General features: G+C 61.9%; 18 protein-coding genes. 10 read left to right on the top strand and 8 right to left on the bottom strand.

Annotated elements, in window-relative coordinates:
* Positions 1–396 (bottom strand): hypothetical protein, encoded by a 396-nt coding sequence (locus tag BUB04_RS04070; RefSeq protein WP_073037210.1) that lies wholly within the window; start codon positions 394–396, stop codon positions 1–3.
* 222 nt (positions 397–618) lie between these two features.
* Between BUB04_RS04070 and BUB04_RS04065 the strand changes: the two genes are divergently transcribed.
* The 3 genes from BUB04_RS04065 (at position 619) to BUB04_RS04055 (ending at position 4,312) form a co-directional block, all read left to right on the top strand.
* Complete coding sequence (locus BUB04_RS04065) at positions 619–1,908, top strand: IMP cyclohydrolase (RefSeq protein ID WP_073037208.1); 1,290 nt, start codon at positions 619–621, stop codon at positions 1,906–1,908.
* Positions 1,909–1,962: 54 nt separating this feature from the next.
* Entirely contained in the window at positions 1,963–2,355 is a 393-nt protein-coding gene (locus tag BUB04_RS04060; protein WP_073037206.1) for a pyridoxamine 5'-phosphate oxidase family protein, read from the top strand.
* Between the two features lie 547 nt (positions 2,356–2,902).
* Entirely contained in the window at positions 2,903–4,312 is a 1,410-nt protein-coding gene (locus BUB04_RS04055; RefSeq protein WP_073037387.1) for a cytochrome B6, read from the top strand.
* A gap of 93 nt (positions 4,313–4,405) precedes the next feature.
* On the opposite strand, the gene BUB04_RS04050 is transcribed toward BUB04_RS04055, so the two are convergent.
* From BUB04_RS04050 to BUB04_RS04020, 7 genes are all read right to left on the bottom strand, one after another.
* On the bottom strand, positions 4,406–4,975 hold the full coding sequence (locus tag BUB04_RS04050; RefSeq protein WP_084076127.1) for a UbiX family flavin prenyltransferase: 570 nt from the start codon (positions 4,973–4,975) through the stop codon (positions 4,406–4,408).
* Positions 4,966–5,757 (bottom strand): 2-amino-3,7-dideoxy-D-threo-hept-6-ulosonate synthase, encoded by a 792-nt coding sequence (locus BUB04_RS04045; RefSeq protein ID WP_073037203.1) that lies wholly within the window; start codon positions 5,755–5,757, stop codon positions 4,966–4,968. Before BUB04_RS04045 ends, BUB04_RS04050 begins: the two co-directional genes overlap by 10 nt.
* On the bottom strand, positions 5,739–6,641 hold the full coding sequence (locus BUB04_RS04040) for a menaquinone biosynthetic enzyme MqnA/MqnD family protein (RefSeq protein ID WP_073037200.1): 903 nt from the start codon (positions 6,639–6,641) through the stop codon (positions 5,739–5,741). Before BUB04_RS04040 ends, BUB04_RS04045 begins: the two co-directional genes overlap by 19 nt.
* Positions 6,629–7,909, bottom strand: coding sequence for an amidohydrolase family protein (locus tag BUB04_RS04035; protein ID WP_073037199.1), 1,281 nt, complete (start codon positions 7,907–7,909; stop codon positions 6,629–6,631). Before BUB04_RS04035 ends, BUB04_RS04040 begins: the two co-directional genes overlap by 13 nt.
* The gene (gene mqnC, locus BUB04_RS04030) at positions 7,906–8,976 is read right to left on the bottom strand and encodes a cyclic dehypoxanthinyl futalosine synthase (RefSeq protein ID WP_073037197.1); all 1,071 of its coding nucleotides are present in this window, start codon (positions 8,974–8,976) and stop codon (positions 7,906–7,908) included. Before mqnC ends, BUB04_RS04035 begins: the two co-directional genes overlap by 4 nt.
* 150 nt (positions 8,977–9,126) lie before the next feature.
* A complete protein-coding gene (gene mqnE / locus BUB04_RS04025; RefSeq protein WP_073037195.1) occupies positions 9,127–10,260 on the bottom strand; it encodes an aminofutalosine synthase MqnE in 1,134 nt (377 codons plus the stop codon).
* Positions 10,261–10,280: 20 nt separating this feature from the next.
* Complete coding sequence (locus tag BUB04_RS04020; protein WP_073037193.1) at positions 10,281–10,943, bottom strand: TetR/AcrR family transcriptional regulator; 663 nt, start codon at positions 10,941–10,943, stop codon at positions 10,281–10,283.
* Positions 10,944–11,369: 426 nt separating this feature from the next.
* Here BUB04_RS04020 and BUB04_RS04015 point away from each other — a divergent pair, with 426 nt between their 5' ends.
* The 7 genes from BUB04_RS04015 (at position 11,370) to BUB04_RS03985 (ending at position 17,523) form a co-directional block, all read left to right on the top strand.
* On the top strand, positions 11,370–11,909 hold the full coding sequence (locus BUB04_RS04015) for an RsbRD N-terminal domain-containing protein (RefSeq protein ID WP_073037191.1): 540 nt from the start codon (positions 11,370–11,372) through the stop codon (positions 11,907–11,909).
* A 34-nt stretch (positions 11,910–11,943) separates the two neighbouring features.
* The gene (gene dsrM, locus BUB04_RS04010) at positions 11,944–12,948 is read left to right on the top strand and encodes a sulfate reduction electron transfer complex DsrMKJOP subunit DsrM (RefSeq protein WP_073037189.1); all 1,005 of its coding nucleotides are present in this window, start codon (positions 11,944–11,946) and stop codon (positions 12,946–12,948) included.
* A gap of 2 nt (positions 12,949–12,950) precedes the next feature.
* Positions 12,951–14,573, top strand: coding sequence for a sulfate reduction electron transfer complex DsrMKJOP subunit DsrK (gene dsrK, locus BUB04_RS04005; protein WP_073037187.1), 1,623 nt, complete (start codon positions 12,951–12,953; stop codon positions 14,571–14,573).
* A complete protein-coding gene (gene dsrJ / locus BUB04_RS04000) occupies positions 14,566–14,943 on the top strand; it encodes a sulfate reduction electron transfer complex DsrMKJOP subunit DsrJ (RefSeq protein ID WP_073037185.1) in 378 nt (125 codons plus the stop codon). The genes dsrK and dsrJ overlap by 8 nt, the downstream gene beginning before the upstream one ends.
* Positions 14,943–15,734, top strand: coding sequence for a sulfate reduction electron transfer complex DsrMKJOP subunit DsrO (gene dsrO / locus BUB04_RS03995; protein ID WP_073037183.1), 792 nt, complete (start codon positions 14,943–14,945; stop codon positions 15,732–15,734). The genes dsrJ and dsrO overlap by 1 nt, the downstream gene beginning before the upstream one ends.
* Positions 15,735–15,746: 12 nt before the next feature.
* Complete coding sequence (gene dsrP, locus BUB04_RS03990; RefSeq protein WP_073037180.1) at positions 15,747–16,904, top strand: sulfate reduction electron transfer complex DsrMKJOP subunit DsrP; 1,158 nt, start codon at positions 15,747–15,749, stop codon at positions 16,902–16,904.
* A gap of 253 nt (positions 16,905–17,157) precedes the next feature.
* Positions 17,158–17,523 carry a hypothetical protein gene (locus tag BUB04_RS03985; protein WP_073037179.1) on the top strand — a complete coding sequence of 122 codons (366 nt, stop codon included), beginning with the start codon at positions 17,158–17,160 and terminating at the stop codon, positions 17,521–17,523.
* The last annotated feature ends 190 nt before the right edge of the window (positions 17,524–17,713 follow it).

The raw sequence follows: 17,713 nt of genomic DNA, 5'->3' as shown, positions 1-17,713 counted from the left end.
TCACATGCCCATCTGCAGCTCTTTCCAGGCCGCTTCCTGGGCCTCTCTTGTCCATCGGGTTTCCCACTTGCCGTCCCTCAGCACATGCAGTTTCTCCGCCGTAATGGAATTGTATTTTTCATGCAGATTCCCTTCCACACGGACCATCTCATTCACGTACCTGGAAAGAACGGCTCGGTCCAGATTCGACACAAAGAAATACGATCCTCCGTCCGCTAGGACCACGAAGACCCGCTCCACGGCGATTACGGGATCCTCCTTGCCCACCGGGCAGGTCTTGCCTTGGGTCACGCACTGAAAACCCTGTATGGTGCCTTCGACGGTCGCGGCGGAACCGATCATGGGAACGAGCAGTACCGCCAACAGCCCAATGATTCCAAACAGCCTGAATTTCATGATGTCTCTCTCTTTCCTGGGGGCGAAAGTTCGTGGCAATCGCCTGCAAAGGTGCTCTCTTGTAGGCTCGGTTATTTTCAAATAACCTAAGGACCCCAAAAGGACCTGTCAAACCGGAGAAGCCCGGAGGTTGCGGGCGCCCACATGCGGCGACGATGGAACGTGCGGCGCCCTTTTCCCGGAAAGCGACCTCATTTCGCCCCTGCGACGAGGAGGAACATCATGGCCGATGACTTGAAAAAGATGTACCGCACCGTTATGGACGACCACTTCCCGGAAAACCTCTCGATCCGTTTCGGCGACCAGGAATTGGTGTACAGGAAACGGACGTGGAAGATCCCCGACGACAAGACCGGGGAAGTCATCGAGAAGGGACTTCGCTATGGGGAAAATCCGGGGCAGGAAGCGGCCCTTTACGAGCTGGTGGGGGGACACCTGCAACTGGGCGACTGCCGGTTCATCGACCCCGGAAACGGCCTGGTGAGCGCCGTCACGGAAGAGGACATGCTCCAGGCCGGAAAACACCCCGGCAAGACCAACCTGACGGACCTGGACAACGGCCTCAACATCATCAAGTACCTCATGAAAAAGCCCGCCGCAGTCATCCTCAAGCACAACAACCCCTGCGGGGCGGCCCACGGGGAATCCCTCGCCCGGGCCTATGACCGGGCCAACCGGGCCGATCGAATCGCCGCCTTCGGTGGGTGCCTGGTGGTGAACCGCCCCATGGACAAGGAGACGGCGGAACTGGTGGCACGAAACTACCTGGAAGTGGTGGCCGCGCCCGACTTCGAAGAGGGGGCTCTGGAAATCCTGAAAAAGCGGTCCAACCTCCGCATCATCCAGATCCGCCGCATCGACCGCCTGGAAGAGTATCGGGATCTCAGGTTCGTGGATTTCAAGTCGCTCATGGACGGGGGCCTCATCGTGCAGCAGTCCGCCGTGTGCAGGGTCAAAGGCCCGGAGGACCTCAAGCTGGCGGAAGCCGTCCACGACGGCAAGACCTACCGGATTCAAAGAGAGCCCACGGAAAAGGAGATGGAAGATCTTCTCTTCGGCTGGTACGTGGAACAGGGAGTGACATCCAACTCCGTCCTGTACGTCAAGGACCAGTGCACGGTGGCCATTGGCACGGGCGAACAGGATCGCGTGGGCGTGGCCGAACTGGCCGTCTACAAGGCCTACCGCAACTACGGAGACGCCCTGTGCTTCGACAGGTACGGCATCTCCTACAAGGATCTGGAGCTGGCCGTGGAGCGGGGCGAGCGGCCGCGGGAAGACCGGGAGGCCATCGACGCCGCCACCCGTGAGGCCAAAGCAGGTCTCAAGGGATCCACCATGGTCTCCGACGCTTTCTTCCCCTTCCGGGACGGCGTGGACGTGGGCATCCGGCAGGGAATCACCGCGGTGGTCCAGCCCGGAGGGTCCCTGCGCGACTGGGAAGTGATCGAGGCCTGCAACGAAGCCGGGGTCACCATGGTTTTCACCGGCCAGCGGGCCTTCAAACACTGAGGTGAAATTCTTCCGAGTTTGGACCCACAAGGAGGAGGAGGAGGAGGAGAAGCGATGCAGGAAGTCTACGAATTTCTCAAGAAGTGCGGCACCTACTACCTGGCCACCGTCGACGGAGATCAACCGCGAGTGCGCCCTTTCGGGACAATCCATCTTTTCGAGGGCAAACTCTACATCCAGACGGGAAAAAAGAAAGACGTCTCCAAGCAGATGGCGAAGAACCCGAAGATCGAGATATGCGCCTGGGACGGCGAGCGATGGATCCGCGTGGAGGCGACCGTCATCGAGGATGAGCGCGTGGAGGCCAAGCAGAGCATGCTGGATGCCTATCCACAGCTGAAGTCCATGTATTCCGCAACAGATGACAACACCCAGGTGCTCTATCTGAAAGACGCAACGGCTCGGATCTACTCGTTTACCTCGGAGCCCAAGATCATTCGTTTCTGAGGCCCGAAAAGACGCCCTCAACCCCTTCAAGAGGCGCTCCCCGGCAAAAACATCTGCTTTCACGCGCCTCAGGCTGTACGCTCCGCTCTCGGGAGCGGCTCATGGTGATCGCGGGGCCGCTCCCGCCTCCACAAGCTCTTCATACCGACAGGCCGGAGGGAAAATCCCCGGCAAATCACCGGAAAAACCACCAACGCGGCGACCCGATAAAAATGTGAGATCCTGCGGTTGCTTCTTGACCTGCCCTGCGCCCCGTGTTTTCATAATGCATTATATGGAACTTCCGTTTTTCAGTCGCCGTTGTGGACGGAGTCCCCGGGCAAACGACCCGTTCCGAAGCGAAAACACTCCAGTGACGCACGCTCATCCTTTCTTCCGTGGGGCGCCGGCCCCCTTGGCGTCTACTCGGTGATTGTCCCAAGAAGCAGGTGCACTTTCTTTGACAGTTTCCATGGACGCCTATTCTTTTCCGTAATGCCCCGGCGCACCCTGTTCGCCGGGGAACGGATGGGTCAAACAGCACACGAAGGAAGAAAGGAGAATGGTCATGAGAGATCAATGGATTATGCCCCTATGGGGCCTGCTGGCCGCTCTGGTTCTCCTCTTGGCCCCCGTCGGCGAGGCCAACGCCGCCGATGACGGTCCCACGACGAGCAGCTATTCACCGGTGGTGATAATGGAACCTTTGCCAAAAATCATGATGCGAATGAGCAAGGCCAAAGAAGAGATCATGAAGCGCCAGAAGGCCTTGCTGGAAGAACGCTACGACCTGACCAACCGGCCCGCGGAGGGTGTGATGATGTCAGGCGGGCGAGAACCGGTCCAAGAAGGCGTTCGCGTGAAGCTCCCGAAAGGGATAACCTGGGAGGCGCTTGCGAGCATGAGTCCGGGGGAAATCAAGGAAAAGGGACTATGGCCGAAGGGCTTCTACCCGCTGCCCCATCCGAATCACAAGGAAGGGGGCATGCTTTTCCCCAAGTTCCACATAGATGAGATCCTGAAGCAGGAAGGGCGGGATCTGACCCGGTTCGATCTGGACTATGATCTGCCCGATCATTTTCTGCCCGAGTACCCACCCCCCATCTACCTGACCACCCGACCTGACCTGGGGGATGTCTCCAAGGGCAAGGTGGTCACGATCATGAACTACTACGAGCTTTTCAACGGAATCCTCAATCCTAAACAACTGGAAGGGCTCAGGCTCCTTGTCACACCGTTTCCGCAGCAGCAGTTCAACCAGACCGAGGACCGTAGGTCCGAAAAGCCGAGCCGGGGTGTCACGTGCTTTGACTGCCATGTCAACGGGCATTCGAACGGAGCCACCCACCTGGTGGGTGACATCCGCCCCCAGGAATTCCGCCACCGTCTCGACACACCGTCCCTGAGAGGAGTGAATGTACAGAGGTTGTTCGGGTCCCAGAGAGCGCTGAAAAGCGTCGAAGATTTCACCGAATTCGAACAGAGGGCGGCTTACTTCGACGGAGACCCGGTCATCGCCACCAAGAAGGGCGTCAACATCCTCGAACGCGGCAGTCAAGTGCACTTCATGGCCGAGTTTCAATCGATCCTGGATTTTCCTCCTGCCCCCAAACTGGACATCTACGGCAAGCTGGATCCGTCGAAGGCCACCCCCTCCGAAATGCGCGGCCAGGAGATCTTCTTCGGGAAGGCGAAATGCGCCGTCTGCCATGTTCCCCCCTACTACACCGACAACCTGATGCACAACCTGAAGGCGGAGCGCTTTTACAAGCCCACCCTGATCAACGGCCGCATGGCCAGTGCCGACGGCCCGATCAAGACGTTCCCCCTGAGAGGCATCAAGGACTCCCCTCCCTACCTCCATGACGGGAGGCTGCTGACGCTGGAGGATACGGTTGAATTCTTCAACCTGATACAAGGGCTAAAATTGACGCAACAGGAAAAGAAGGACTTGGTGGCTTTTATGAGGGCGCTTTAGGTAGGTGCGGATCAAACCCCGCCGGTCCACTCCGTGTGCGTGACCGGATCAGCACCCGCAGGGGTGCCGACGATTTCTCTCTCCGCACGGAAGTCATTGCAGGCCTTGCCAGCGGGCGCCCAGATCGTGCTCCACCCCCAGGTGATCCAGGATGCGGGCCACCACGAAATCCACCAGGTCCTGAACGGTTTCCGGGTGGTGGTAAAAACCGGGCATGGGCGGCAGGATGAGCGCTCCGGCTTCACACAGGGCCAGCATGTTTTTGAGGTGCACGGCGTTGAGGGGGGTCTCCCGCGGCACCACGATGAGGGGACGCCGTTCCTTGAGGCACACGTCGGCGGCCCGATGGATCAGGTTGCTGCCCATGCCCCGGGCCACGGCCGCCAGGGTGGCCATGGTGCACGGAACAATCACCATGCCCCGGGACGGGAAAGACCCGCTGGCCATGGGAGCGGTGAACTGGTCCTCGGCAAAGAGGCGCACGCCGGGAGGAAGGTCTTCCTCCAGGGGCCGGCCGATTTCCAGCCCGTACACCAGCCGACCTGCTGCCGACGCCGCCAGGTGCACGGGAATGCCCGCCTCCGCCAGCACATGGATGAGGCGCCGGGCATAGGGGGCGCCGCTGGCCCCCGTGAGGCCCACCAGGATGGGTTTCATTGCCATGGCCTCGCCGCCTCCTGAGCGGACAGCCCCTCGTGGACCAGGCCCACGATGGCCTTGAGAAAACCTTCCGGATCCCTGTGCTGAAAGACGTTCCGACCGACGGCCACCCCGGCCAGCCCGGCGCGGAGTCCCGTCCGGATCCGCTCCAAGATCACCGCCTCATCGGCTTCCTTGGCCCCGCCGGCCATGACCACGGGAACCGGTACACACCGGGCGATGCGTTCCATGACTTCCGGGTCCTTGGGGGCGGGGATCTTGATCAAATCGGCCCCCAGCTCGCCCGCCACCCGCGCCGCATGGGCGACGGCCTCGTCGGTGACGGGCTTGGGGGCATGGGCACCCCGCACATAGATCATCACCAGCAAAGGCACGCCCCACCGGAAACAGGCTTCCCCCACAGTCCCCAGGTCCCGCAGCATCTGCGGTTCGGCGTCATCGCCCAGATTCACGTGGACCGAAACCCCGTCCGCCCCACGTCCCAGGGCTTCCTCCACCGACCCCACCAAGACCTTGCCGTGAAAGGCCGGGCCCAGTTGGGTGCTGGCGGAAAGGTGCATGAAGATCCCGGGCAAGGGGCCGGACACTTTCTCCAGGCAGGCCATCATTCCCTTGTGGAGGACCACCCCGTCGGCGCCCGCACGCACGCCGTAGGACAGCACCCGGTGCAGCTCTTCCAGCCCGGCAACGGGACCGCAGCTCACGCCATGATCCAGGGGAAAGAGGACCAGACGACCGTCCCCGCGAGAAAAAAAACGGCGCAACCTCAGGCGTTTTCCACCCATCTTCGGCCTCCTTCCTCGGCTTTCTCCCGCATGGCCGTTCCCTTGCCCTCCTCTGCCCCCACGAAATCCAGGGGAGGCATCCGCGGGATGTCGCCGATCTTGACCATGTAGCGAAAGAAGAGCTCCAGGCCCGCCAGGGTCTGGCTGTCGAGATCGAAGGTGAAGGTGCGGTAGTAGCACTCCAGCCCTGCATGGTCCAGGATCCCGGCCCGGGCCGCCTCGTGGCAGATCACGTGGAGATCTTCCAGCCCCCGACTTCTGGCGGCCCACAGGGTACACACCGCCCGCTCCACCTCCCGACGTTCCGCCGGGAGCAGGTCCCGTCGAGCCACCCACAGGGCGAACACGAAGGGATGCCCCGTCCAGCGCTTCCACACCTCGGCCAGATCCCACACATGGGGATAGTCCGGATGATTGCGATACATGAGCGCTTCATCGCCGATGGCCAGAAACGCCGTGGGAGGCGCCCCGTCGGTGAGGCACTCCCCCAGGACGCCCCGCCGATAGCGCACCCGGCGAAACTTAAGCAGTTCCTGCATGAGCACCTTCAGGAGCACCACCGACGTGTCCGACTGGGTGGTGAGCAGGATTTCCCGACCGTCCAGGTCCTCCACGGGCCGGCGGCTGAGGAGCAGAACGCTCTGGACCGGGCCGTCGCAGGCGATGGCAAGCCCCGGCAGAACCTGCATCCGGTCGGGATGGCGCGCATAGGCCACCGAGGAGACGACGCTCATGTCCAGCTCGCCCCGGCGCATGAGTTCGTTCAGTTCCGCGGGGCTTCGGGCCACGATCTCAAAATCGTGGGGAATCCATCCCTCTTCCAGCGGAAAGTAGATGGGCCACACATTGAGAAAAGCAATCTTTCCCAGCTTCAGACTCGCCATTCGTTCATCACCCATTGAACGTGTCCTTCGGCCCCCCTACACACGATCCCTTCGGCCAGATCCCGCGCCCGGGACACCGCCCCCCCCAGATCCACGCGAAGGAAAGGAACGGCCGCTCCCGGACCCAGTCGGCCCCAGGCACCGTCCACACCCAAAGCCTTGGCGCCGTTGATGCTGATCATAGAAAGAATCCGCTCCGGGCCCACCCCGCCCCAGAGGGTCAGGCCATAGGCTGCTTCCTTGAACAGGTTCAGATCCTCGTTGCTGGCCCTGCTGTCCGTTCCCAGGCAGACTCGAATCCCCCGTGCCAGGGCGTCTTTCAGCTTCGGCCGCCCGCCGGTGATGAAACGGTTGCTTCTCGGGCAGAAACAGACCGTCGCCCCCGCGCGGGCCACCCGATCCCAATCGTCATCGTCCATGTAGACCGCATGGACCAGAATGGTGGAACGGTCCAGAACGCCCAAAGCTTCCAGCGCCGCCACGGGGCTCGCGCCGAAGGGACGCCACCGCGGGTTCCAGCGCCCCAGGGACTCCAGCAGGGTGCGGCAAAAACCGGTTCCCCGCTGCACGAATTCCAGCTCTTCCGGATGTTCGGCCACATGGATGGAAAAGGGAAGACCCCGGCGGCGGGTCCACTCCTTGGCTTCCCGGATGAGTTCGGGGGACGCTGCGTAAAGGGAATGGGCCGCCAAGGTCTCCACCCGGAAAGGATGGAAGGCCGCCTCCTCGGACCGGCCCGGCGCGTCCGCGACGGCCCCGGAAACGCCCGCCTCCGCCAACCCGGTAAGATGAAAGCCCAGCACTTCCACGAAGCGGACTTCCACCGGAAAGGCCCCCGGGGGCGGCGCCTCGGCCCCCTCCGGCGGGGGATTGCGCACATCGGCCGCCACCGCCGTTCCGGAAGCATGCAGCTCTTCCCTTCCCTGAGACCGCGCCCGCCGACGGCTCTCCGGGTCGAGCGCCTCCCTTTGAGCGAACAGACCCCGCACCCAGGCCGGAAATCCCGGAGGATCGTCGGGGATCCGACCCTGCAAAAGGCTCCAGTCCAGGTGCGTGTGGGCGTTCACGAGCCCCGGCAGAAGCGCGGCCCTCCCGTGATCCACCTCCCTACAGCCCCCGGAAGGCCTCCGGCCGATCACCTCCCGCCACGGGCCCACGGCGGCGATGCGGTCTCCGGCAACCGCCACGGCCCCGTCCTGGACCGGCGGCGCCGTCATGGGAAGGACCCAGTCGGCCCGGTGGATCGTCACGGTTTCGGAAGGGTTCATGCGCCGGTGCCTTCCACGTATTCGTAGGCCATGGTCCGCTGGCGAGGCTCAAAACCCGCCCCGCGGATCAACCGATGGATCTCCTCCACGGACAGCCGGAAATGAACCCCGGCCGCCGCCACCACGTTCTCTTCGATCATGGTGGACCCGAAGTCGTTGGCCCCGAAAAAGAGGGCGGTCTGGGCCACCTTGGGCCCCATGGTCACCCAGGAGGCCTGAATGTTGTCGAAGTTGTCCAGCACCAGCCGGGAAAGGGCCAGGAGCCTCAAGTAACTCACCGCCGTTTCCGGATCGCGCCGGATGGCCGTGTTTTGTGGTTGGAACGCCCAGGGGATAAAGGCCGTGAATCCGCCCGTGCGGTCCTGGAGATCGCGAAGGGCGAAGAGGTGGCGGAGCCGGTCCCCGGGCTCCTCCTCGTGGCCGAACATCATGGTGGCCGTGGTGCGGAGTCCCTGCCGGTGGGCCTCCTCCATCACCTCCAGCCATTGGGAGGCCGAACACTTGTTGGGTGACACCTTGCGGCGCACCGCATCCACCAGGATCTCCGCGCCGCCTCCCGGAATGGAATCCAGGCCCGCAGCCCGCAGGCGACGAATGACAGTGGAAATGTCCGTTCCTTCCAGCCGGGCGAAGTAGACAATCTCCGGAGGGGAAAAGGCGTGCACGTGGATGGGGTAGCGCTCCTTGATGAAGCGGAGCATCTCCTCGTAGAAGGTGAGCGGGAGATCCGGGTGGTGGCCGCCCTGCATGAGGATCTGGGTGCCGCCGAGAGCCAGGGTCTCTTCGATCTTTTGAGCCAGCTCCTCGCGGCTCAGCACGTAGCCTTCCGGGTGCCCCGGCGGCCGGTAAAAGGCGCAAAACCGGCACCCGCAGGCACAGATGTTGGAATAGTTGATGTTGCGGTCCACCACGTAGGTGACCACATGCTCCGGATGTTTCCGGCGCCGCATCCGGTCGGCCGCATGGCCCAGCCAGTGAAGATCCGCCTGTTCGTAAAGGAGCCGAGCCTCTTCGAAAGTGAGCCTTTCGCCTTCCTCGGCCCGTCTTTTCAGCGCATCCAGCTTCATGGAAGGATCCCCGAAAAACAGTGATTTTGGCGGGCGGGGATAAACCCCGCCCCTCCCTGGGAGGCCCATCGGTTTCTACAGGGGCGAATCCGGATTCGTCGCCACGACGCCTCTTGTTCCTTCCCCCTTGCACCTTGTACCTTTACTCTTTCACCTTTGGCCTTTAGCCTTTAGCATTTCCCCTTGTACCTTTTGTACCTTTTCAAAAAAACAATCGCGCTCCACCGGCTCAAAGCCGGCCTCCCGGATAAGTCGTTCCAGTTCCGTGCGGGTCAGGGCCTGTTCCGATTCGGCGCCGGCCATGTGCCCGATCTTTTCCTCCACCACGGTCCCATCCAGATCGTCCGCTCCGAAGTGCAGGGCCACCTGGGCCAGTTTGACCGTGAGCATAACCCAGTAGGCCTTGATGTGGGGGATGTTGTCGAGCATGAGGCGGCTCACGGCGATGGTCCTGAGCTCCTCCACACCCGTGGTGCCCCGGGCGTCCTCCACCTTCGTGTTGTGGGGCTGGAAGGGAAGCGGGATGAAGCAGACGAAGCCGTCCGTCTCGTCCTGGAGTCGCCGAAGAGCGTCCAGATGCTCCAACCGCTCTTCCAAGGTCTCCTTGTGGCCGAAGAGCATGGTGGCGTTGGTCTTGATCCCCAGCTCATGGGCCTCCCGAACCACCCGAAGCCACCCGTCGCCGCTCAGCTTGTCCGGACAGAGCAGGCGTCGGATGCGCGGGCTGAAGACCTCCGCCCCGCCGCCCGGAAGCATGTCCAGCCCCGCCGCCTGGAGCCTTTGCAGGACGGCCCGGGTCGAGATCCCTTCCAGCCTGGCGAAGTGGTCGATCTCCACGGCCGTAAAGGCCTTGAGCCGCACGCCGGGCCGGATCCTTCGGATTTCCCTCAGGAGCCGTTCAAAGGTCTCCAGGCGAAGGTCCGGGTGGCACCCGCCCACGATGTGGATCTCCGTGATGGGGTCGTGGAGTCGCTCGCGCACCTTTTGGAGGATCTCCTCCACCGACAGTTCGAAGGCACCCGGCCGTCCTCTTTCCCGGGCGAAGGCACAGAAGCGGCAGCCGTTGACGCAGACGTTGGAGTAGTTGATGTGCTGGTTCACCACGTAATAGGTGGTGGGACCGTGAAGCCGTGTCCGCACATGGTGCGCCAAGGCCCCCACCGCCAAAAGATCGGGACAATCCAAGAGGCGGAGTCCCTCTTCCAGGTTCAGCCGCTCCCCGGCCAGGACCTTTTCCCGCACCCGGGCCAGACCGAGTCTTTCATAAACGGACGGAGGAAGCATGGAACCACTCTCCTTTTCCATCATCGGCGCCCGGAAGGTTGCTCAGCACCCAGACCGCGGCGCAGGAAATCCACCAGGTCCCCCACCTGCTTTTCCACCCGCTCCGGCGGCGCCTGGAACAGGCCGGCGTTGCCGTCCAGGAAGGGCACACAATGGGCTTGCAGGAACCGATCCATCACGGCGTCCAGGGTGAAGACCACCAGATGGACGTCCAAGTCCGGCCGAAGATCCCCGTCCGCCATCCCCTTTTCCACCAGCGGGGTGAGGTACTCGGCGGAAAAGAGCCGGATCTTTTGCAGGAACTCGTCCCGGAAGGGAAAATCCTCCTGGAAGAGCATCTTGAGGTAGATCTGGTAGATGTGGGGATGCTTACGGATAAAGGAGACTCCCGCCAGGAGGCTGGAACGGATCCGCTCGAAGAAGTCCTGATCCGCCGTCTCCGCCTTGACCCGTCGCAGGTTTCGGCGGATGAGTTCCACGGCGTGGTCGAAGATGAAACGGAAGAGGCCTTCTTTGGTGCCGAAGTATTGAAAGAGGGACCCCTTGGCGATGCCGGTGAGTCGGGCCATGCGGTTTACGCTGGCCTGACGGAATCCGTAGCGGGCGAACTCGTCGATGGCCGTGGCGACGATCTTCTCTTTTTTTTCGGGCTTGAGCCGCTGGAATCTTTCGGTGGCCGTCATGGGCGGACGCCTCGGGTTCAGGGGGTATCCACAAAATGACCAGGTGGTCATCTTATAGAAGAGCCCGACTTCCCTGTCAACGGCCTCCTTGCCCCCTTCCAGGGGCCTCGGCACGGGGACCCTTGCACCCCCGACAGCTCACTTCGCGCCTCTTTTCACGCAATGCGGCCTCCGCACAACCCTTGGAAAACACTTGACCTTAGGATCACCCCCTCTCTATAATCGCCGCGACTTTGCGCCGCGTCCCCCGGCCAGGGGACCGGCGCACAGGTTCGAGGGGCGTCGGCCCAGGAGCGGCGGCGCTTGACACGTTTTTTCCATCCGTCTATAGTGAGATAGTTCACAAGATGAGTGCCGGTGCGCCCTCCCGGCCGTTCAAGGAGGAGCGCAGCGGACCAAGCGGCCTCTGGCGCGGACGAACCCAACATGAGCCTCACCGATTACCTCCGACAAAACCAAAAGGCCATCCTCAAGGACTGGTTTCACGCCGTGGTGGATTCCTACCCGGCGGAGACCGCCGCCTTCCTCAAGAAGGAAAAAGACCCCTTCGCCAACCCCGTGGGATACTCCATCCTGGAGGGCCTGCAGGGAGTCTTCGCCCAGGTGGTGGAAGGAGCGGAACAGGAAAAAATTACCCCCTTCCTGGACCGGATCATCCGTGTGCGCGCCGTCCAGGACTTCACGCCGGCCCAGGCGGTCTCCTTTGTTTTTTCCTTCAAGGAAGTGGTGCGCACCCGTCTGGAAGGCGACGGGAGGCTGCAGGAGCTGGCCGGGGACCTTCGTACCCTGGAGGCCGCCGTGGACCAGGTGGCCCTTATGGCCTTCAACATCTACATGGAATGCCGGGAAAAGCTCTATGAGCTGCGCGTGGAAGAAGTAAAGAACCGCACGGCGCGGCTTCTGGAGCGGGCCAATGCCATTTGGGAGAGCCAGCGCAAGGGCGAGGGCTCCCGGGAGGAATCATAAACCATATTATCAACCAACAGTGAGGTAGGGTGGTATGAATGCGTCTCGTTCCATCATTTTCTCCCTCGTCGCCGTCGGGATCCTCGTATGCCTCCCACTGATCGGAGTGGCGGCCGGGATGACCTCCTTTTTCGGGGTGATCGTCCCGTATCTGGCCGTGGCGCTCTTCTTCATCGGTGTGGTGGCGCGGGTGGTACGATGGGCCCGGTCTCCGGTTCCCTTCCGCATCCCGACAACCTGTGGCCAGCAAAAGAGCTTCAACTGGATCAAGCCGGACAAGCTGGATAACCCCTGGGACAACAAGGGGGTGGTGCTTCGGATGATCCTGGAAGTGCTCCTGTTCCGGTCGCTTTTCCGCAACAGCCGGATGGAGTTCTACGAAGGGCCCAAGATCCGCTACGCCTCCGCCAAGTGGCTCTGGCTGGGGGCCATCGTCTTTCATTACTCCTTTCTGGTGGTGTTGCTGCGCCATCTGCGCTTCTTCTCCGAGCCCGTCAGCTCCCTGGTCCATCTGTTGGAAGGTGTGGACGGATTTCTCGAAGTGGGAGCCCCCAGGCTGTACATCTCCGGTCTGGCGCTCTTGGCGGGAGTGGCCTTCCTTTTCCTTCGCCGGGTGACCATCCCGCAGCTCAAATACATTTCGCTGCCGTCCGACTACTTCCCGCTTTTCCTCATCTTCGCCATTGCGGCAACAGGCGTCCTCATGCGCTACATCTACAAGGTGGACATCGTGAGCGTCAAAGAGCTCACCATGGGCCTGGCCACGTTCCACCCGGTGGTCCCCGAGGGCATCGGCAGTCTCTTCTACATCCATCTGTTCCTGGTGAGCGTGCTCTTTGCCTATTTCCCGTTCAGCAAGCTGGTGCACATGGCCGGTGTCTTCCTCAGCCCCACGCGGAACCTGCCCAACAACAGTCGCATGGTCCGCCACATCAACCCGTGGAACTACCCTGTCAAGGTTCACACATACGAAGAGTATGAGGACGAATTCAGGGAAAAGATGATTGAAGCTGGTCTCCCAGTCGAGAAGAAGGAGTAGACATGGCTCAGGTCCCCAAAGCAGACGAACTTGCCAAGGTCAGCCACAGGCCGCCGGAGACGCCGTGGACGGAAACACCGGTGGAGTTTCGTCCGGGCACCTTCTGTTACGGCGCCAAGCCCAAGAACCTGGAGGTGGTGGGCCTTCCCAATCCCCGGGAATGGAACCCGGCCGACGAGGACTGGAAGCTTCCCGACAATTGGAAGGACATCACCCTCAACGGCATGAAGGACCGCCTGGACAAGTTCCGATCCTTCAAGCTCTTCATGGACATCTGCGTCCGCTGCGGCGCCTGCGCCGACAAGTGCCACTACTACATCGGCTCCGGCGACCCCAAGAACATGCCGGTGCTTCGCGCGGAGCTGATCCGCTCCGTCTACCGCAAGTATTTTACCGGAAGCGGCAAGATCTTCAGCAAGTACGCCGGCGCCCGGGCCCTCACCGAGCGGGTTCTGAAGGAGTGGTTCTACTACTACTACCAGTGCACCGAATGCCGCCGCTGTTCCGTCTTCTGCCCCTACGGCATCGACACGGCGGAAGTGACCATGATGGCCCGCGAGCTTCTGAACGAGCTGGGCTGCGGCATCGACTGGATCGCCGGCCCCGTGGCCAACTGCTACATGAACGGCAACCACCTGGGCATCCAGCCCCACGCCTTCAAGGACATGATCGAGTTCTTCGTGGACGAGATCGAGGAGGTGACGGGGGTTCGCGTGGAGCCCACCTTCAACCGCAAGGGCGCGGAAGTTCTCTTTATTACGCCCTCCGGTGACGTCTTCGCCGACCCGGGCACCTACACCCTCATGGGCTATATGATGCTCTTCCATGAGATCGGCCTGGACTACACCTGGAGCACTTACGCTTCGGAAGGCGGCAACTTCGGTCTCTTCACGTCCCACGAGATGATGAAGCGCCTGAACGCCAAGATGTACGCCGAAGCCAAGCGCCTGGGGGTCAAGTGGATCCTGGGCGGCGAGTGCGGCCACATGTGGCGCGTCATCAACCAGTACATGGACACCATGAACGGTCCGGCCGACTTCCTGGAGGTGCCCAAGTCGCCCATCACGGGCACGGTCTTCGAAAACGCCAAGAGCACCAAGATGGTGCACATCGCCGAGTTCACCGCGGACCTCATCCGGCACGGCAAGATCAAGCTGGACCCCAGCCGAAACGACAACAAGATCGTGACCTTCCACGATTCGTGCAACACCTCGCGGGCCATGGGGATCTTCGAGGAGCCGCGCTACATCCTGAAGCACGTGTGCAACCACTTCTACGACATGCCCGAAGGGACCATCCGCGAAAAGACCTTCTGCTGCGGTTCCGGTTCGGGCCTCAACACCGACGAATACATGGAGATGCGCATGCGGGGCGGCCTCCCACGGGCCAACGCCGTGCGCTACGTCCACGAAAAACACGGGGTCAACATGCTGGCCTGCATCTGCGCCATCGACCGCGCCGTTCTCCCGCCGCTCATGAACTACTGGGTCCCGGGCGTGGATGTCACGGGCTTGCACGAATTGGTGGGCAACGCGCTGGTCATGACGGGTGAGAAGAAGCGGACCACGGATCTCCGCTACGAGCCGCTGCCGGGCATGGAGGATGAGGAGGACGACGATGTATGACTCTGGGAAGATCATTCCAGGAATCATCCTGTTTGTAGGGCTTTTCACCTTCCCCCTGTGGTCCAACCTGGGGAAGGCGGCGCCGGCTCCCAAGCCCGAGCTGCCGAAGACGGAAAAGGTGTGTGTCATGGACGCCGCCTTCATGAAGACCGAGCACATGGTGCTCCTGAACGATTGGCGGGACAAGGTGGTGCGTGAAGCCAACCGGGTCTGGGTGGGCCCCGACGGCAAGGAGTACCAGATGAGCCTGCAGAACTCCTGCATGCAGTGCCATGCCAGCAAGACCAAGTTCTGCGACCAGTGCCACAACTACGCCGGAGTCAAGCCCTACTGCTGGGAGTGCCACCTCGAGCCCAAGGAGAATATGTGATGGAAAAGGATCGTCGCGAATTCCTGAAGATAGGCGGGATATCCGTCCTGGGCCTGAGCGCTCTGCCTGTCTTCGAGGCGCTCGCCCAGGGACAGGGCCCCAAGGCCATGCCGGACCCCCGGGCCCTCCAGGCCGGCCAGTGGGCCATGGTGGTCGATATGAAGAAGTGCTGGGAGGAGCAGGAGAAGCGTCAGTGCAAGGACTGCATGGACGCCTGCCACAAGATCCACAACGTCCCGACCATTCCCGACCCCAAGCGGGAGATCAAGTGGATCTGGCTGGAAGAGTACAAGCACGCCTTCCCCGACCAGGCCAATGAATACGCTCCGGAGCACGTGAAGGAGAGCCCCTTCCTCCTCCTTTGCAACCACTGCTCCAACCCGCCCTGCGTGCAGGTCTGCCCCACCAAGGCCACGTTCAAGAGGGCGGAAGACGGCGTGGTCTTGATGGACTTCCACCGCTGCATCGGATGCCGCTACTGCATGGCGGGATGTCCCTACGGAGCCCGGAGCTTCAACTGGGGCGACCCGCGCGAATACCTGGATCCGCAGCAGATCAACCAGGCCTTCCCCACCCGCCGCAAGGGCGTCGTGGAGAAATGCAACTTCTGCGCCGAGCGCCTGGCCGAAGGACTTCCCCCGGCGTGCGTGGAGGCGTGCAAGGCCAAGGCCCTGGTCTATGGCGACATTACCGATCCGGAGTCCGAGGTCCGGAAGATCCTGGCCGGCCAGTACACCCTGCGCCGCAAGATCGCACTCGGGACCGGACCCAACGTCTACTACATCATCTGATGAGGGGTTGACATGCTTGAAAAAGCACTGAAAGGAAGTCAGAAGTACTGGAGCCTGCTGGCCGCCTTGGCCGTCCTCTCAGGGATCGGTTTCGCCTGCTTCATGCTCCAGTTGAGCCAAGGGTTGAAGATCACCGGCATGAGCCGGGACGTGTCGTGGGGCTTCTACATCGCCCAGTTCACCTTCCTGGTCGGTGTGGCCGCCTCGGCCGTCATGGTGGTGCTCCCCTACTACCTGCACCACGTCAAAGACTTCGGGCGAATCACCATCATGGGTGAGTTCCTGGCGGTGAGCGCCGTGACCATGTGTCTTCTGTTCATCGTAGTGGACTTGGGCCAGCCCATGCGACTCCTGAACGTGTTGCTCCATCCCACGCCCAACTCCATCCTCTTCTGGGACATGATCGTCCTGAACGGCTACCTGTTCCTGAACATCGTCATCGGCTGGACCGTACTGAGCGCCGAGCGCAAGGAAGTGCCTCCGCCCAAGTGGGTGAAGCCGCTCATCTACATCTCCATCCCCTGGGCTGTTTCCATTCACACCGTGACGGCGTTCCTCTACGCGGGCCTTCCCGGTCGCCATTTCTGGCTCACCGCCATCATGGCCGCCCGCTTTCTCGCTTCGGCCTTCGCCTCCGGCCCCTCGCTTCTCATCCTGCTCTGCTACCTGTTGAAGAAGCGCACCAATTTCGATCCCGGCGACGGGGCCATCAAGAAGCTCTCCCAGATCGTCACCTATGCCATGATCACCAGCGTCTTCTTCCTGCTTTTGGAAGTCTTCACGGCCTTCTACAGCCAGATCCCCGGCCACATGCACGGGTTCGTCTACCAGTTCGTGGGCTATGAGGGTCACGGCGAGCTGGTGCCCTTCATGTGGCTGTCGGTCCTTCTCTCCGCCACGGCCCTGGTCCTTCTCGTTCCCCCCAAGTTCCGCAACAACGAAAAGCTCCTGAAGGTGGCATGCGTGGCCGTCTTCTTCGGTCTGTGGCTGGAAAAGGGCGTTGGTCTGGTGGTGACCGGCTTCATCCCCAACGTGTTCGACAAGGTGACCCCCTACGTGCCCACGGTGCCTGAGCTGGGGATCACCATCGGCGTGTGGGCCACCGGATTTCTGATCCTCACGATCCTCTACAAGGTGGCCGTGGGCGTCAAAGAGGAAATCGGCGCCTAGAAAGGTTGTTCTTCCCGTTTTGTGTCGGGGCGGTTCGCGAACCGCCCCTACCGGCAACCACCGCCGGCACACCCCCGCACCCGCGGGGATACGGATTCATCATGTCAGTCAGGGCGGCTTCGGCCGCCCTTTTTTGTTTCCTTTGCCGCATTCTTCCCGCCTCCACCTTGACCTGGTCGGATCTTCGGGTTCTTCTACATTATCGGCTTCCGGCCCCTTTCTTTTACCTTCGGTCCGAGCCCCGGAGTCTTCCATGAAGGCAGCAACCTTGATCGGTACCCTCCTCCTTTGTTTGCCGATGTTCTTTTCTCCCTGGACCCGTGCAGGGGAACTGCGCCCCTACCAGCTCCCCAGTCAGCAATATCATGGACCCTACCGCCAGTCGCCCGTGCAGAGTCTGCCGACTCCGTCCACGGCCCCGTCGCCCCGTGAACCCCAGGTGGATCCGCAAGTCTACGAAGACTTCCGGAACCACGCACTGCGCCTTACCCCCGAGCAACGGGAAGATCTTCGCCGCGCCCTGACCAGCAAGCTGGAACAGGCCAAACGGCGGGGAACTCCCGCAGAGGTCCGTCACTATGAAACCCTCCTCCGCACTCTCCAGACCACCTCACCTTAGGAGAGGCCTCCTCATCCTCGGGCTTTGCCTCGCTGCATGGATCGCCTCATGGGTATTCACGGCAGGTCTTGTGGTTGCCCGGGCGCAAGAAGTCGCGCCGTCCGAATCGGATCCAACGGAGGCCATCCTCCGCTCTTTTGATTTCTCCAACGTACCCAGGATCCAGGAGCCTCGGACGGCGGGATCGCAG

Origin of the sequence: Desulfacinum infernum DSM 9756 (assembly GCF_900129305.1) — a bacterium.
Classification (GTDB): Bacteria; Desulfobacterota; Syntrophobacteria; order Syntrophobacterales; family DSM-9756; genus Desulfacinum; species Desulfacinum infernum.
Note: the sequence above shows the minus strand (reverse complement) of the source record. Positions and strands in the feature narration are given on the sequence as shown.

Excerpts from the sequence above, each read along its gene's own strand:
- BUB04_RS04055 (WP_073037387.1), top strand. The coding sequence starts at position 2,903 with ATGAGAGATCAATGGATTATGCCCCTATGGGGCCTGCTGGCCGCTCTG.
- dsrM (WP_073037189.1), top strand. The coding sequence starts at position 11,944 with ATGAATGCGTCTCGTTCCATCATTTTCTCCCTCGTCGCCGTCGGGATC.
- dsrK (WP_073037187.1), top strand. The coding sequence starts at position 12,951 with ATGGCTCAGGTCCCCAAAGCAGACGAACTTGCCAAGGTCAGCCACAGG.
- mqnC (WP_073037197.1), bottom strand. The coding sequence starts at position 8,976 with ATGAAGCTGGATGCGCTGAAAAGACGGGCCGAGGAAGGCGAAAGGCTC.
- dsrO (WP_073037183.1), top strand. The coding sequence starts at position 14,943 with ATGGAAAAGGATCGTCGCGAATTCCTGAAGATAGGCGGGATATCCGTC.
- mqnE (WP_073037195.1), bottom strand. The coding sequence starts at position 10,260 with ATGCTTCCTCCGTCCGTTTATGAAAGACTCGGTCTGGCCCGGGTGCGG.
- BUB04_RS04015 (WP_073037191.1), top strand. The coding sequence starts at position 11,370 with ATGAGCCTCACCGATTACCTCCGACAAAACCAAAAGGCCATCCTCAAG.
- BUB04_RS04045 (WP_073037203.1), bottom strand. The coding sequence starts at position 5,757 with ATGGGTGGAAAACGCCTGAGGTTGCGCCGTTTTTTTTCTCGCGGGGAC.
- BUB04_RS04050 (WP_084076127.1), bottom strand. The coding sequence starts at position 4,975 with ATGGCAATGAAACCCATCCTGGTGGGCCTCACGGGGGCCAGCGGCGCC.
- BUB04_RS04040 (WP_073037200.1), bottom strand. The coding sequence starts at position 6,641 with ATGGCGAGTCTGAAGCTGGGAAAGATTGCTTTTCTCAATGTGTGGCCC.
- BUB04_RS04020 (WP_073037193.1), bottom strand. The coding sequence starts at position 10,943 with ATGACGGCCACCGAAAGATTCCAGCGGCTCAAGCCCGAAAAAAAAGAG.
- BUB04_RS03985 (WP_073037179.1), top strand. The coding sequence starts at position 17,158 with ATGAAGGCAGCAACCTTGATCGGTACCCTCCTCCTTTGTTTGCCGATG.
- BUB04_RS04070 (WP_073037210.1), bottom strand. The coding sequence starts at position 396 with ATGAAATTCAGGCTGTTTGGAATCATTGGGCTGTTGGCGGTACTGCTC.
- BUB04_RS04065 (WP_073037208.1), top strand. The coding sequence starts at position 619 with ATGGCCGATGACTTGAAAAAGATGTACCGCACCGTTATGGACGACCAC.
- dsrJ (WP_073037185.1), top strand. The coding sequence starts at position 14,566 with ATGTATGACTCTGGGAAGATCATTCCAGGAATCATCCTGTTTGTAGGG.
- BUB04_RS04060 (WP_073037206.1), top strand. The coding sequence starts at position 1,963 with ATGCAGGAAGTCTACGAATTTCTCAAGAAGTGCGGCACCTACTACCTG.
- BUB04_RS04035 (WP_073037199.1), bottom strand. The coding sequence starts at position 7,909 with ATGAACCCTTCCGAAACCGTGACGATCCACCGGGCCGACTGGGTCCTT.
- dsrP (WP_073037180.1), top strand. The coding sequence starts at position 15,747 with ATGCTTGAAAAAGCACTGAAAGGAAGTCAGAAGTACTGGAGCCTGCTG.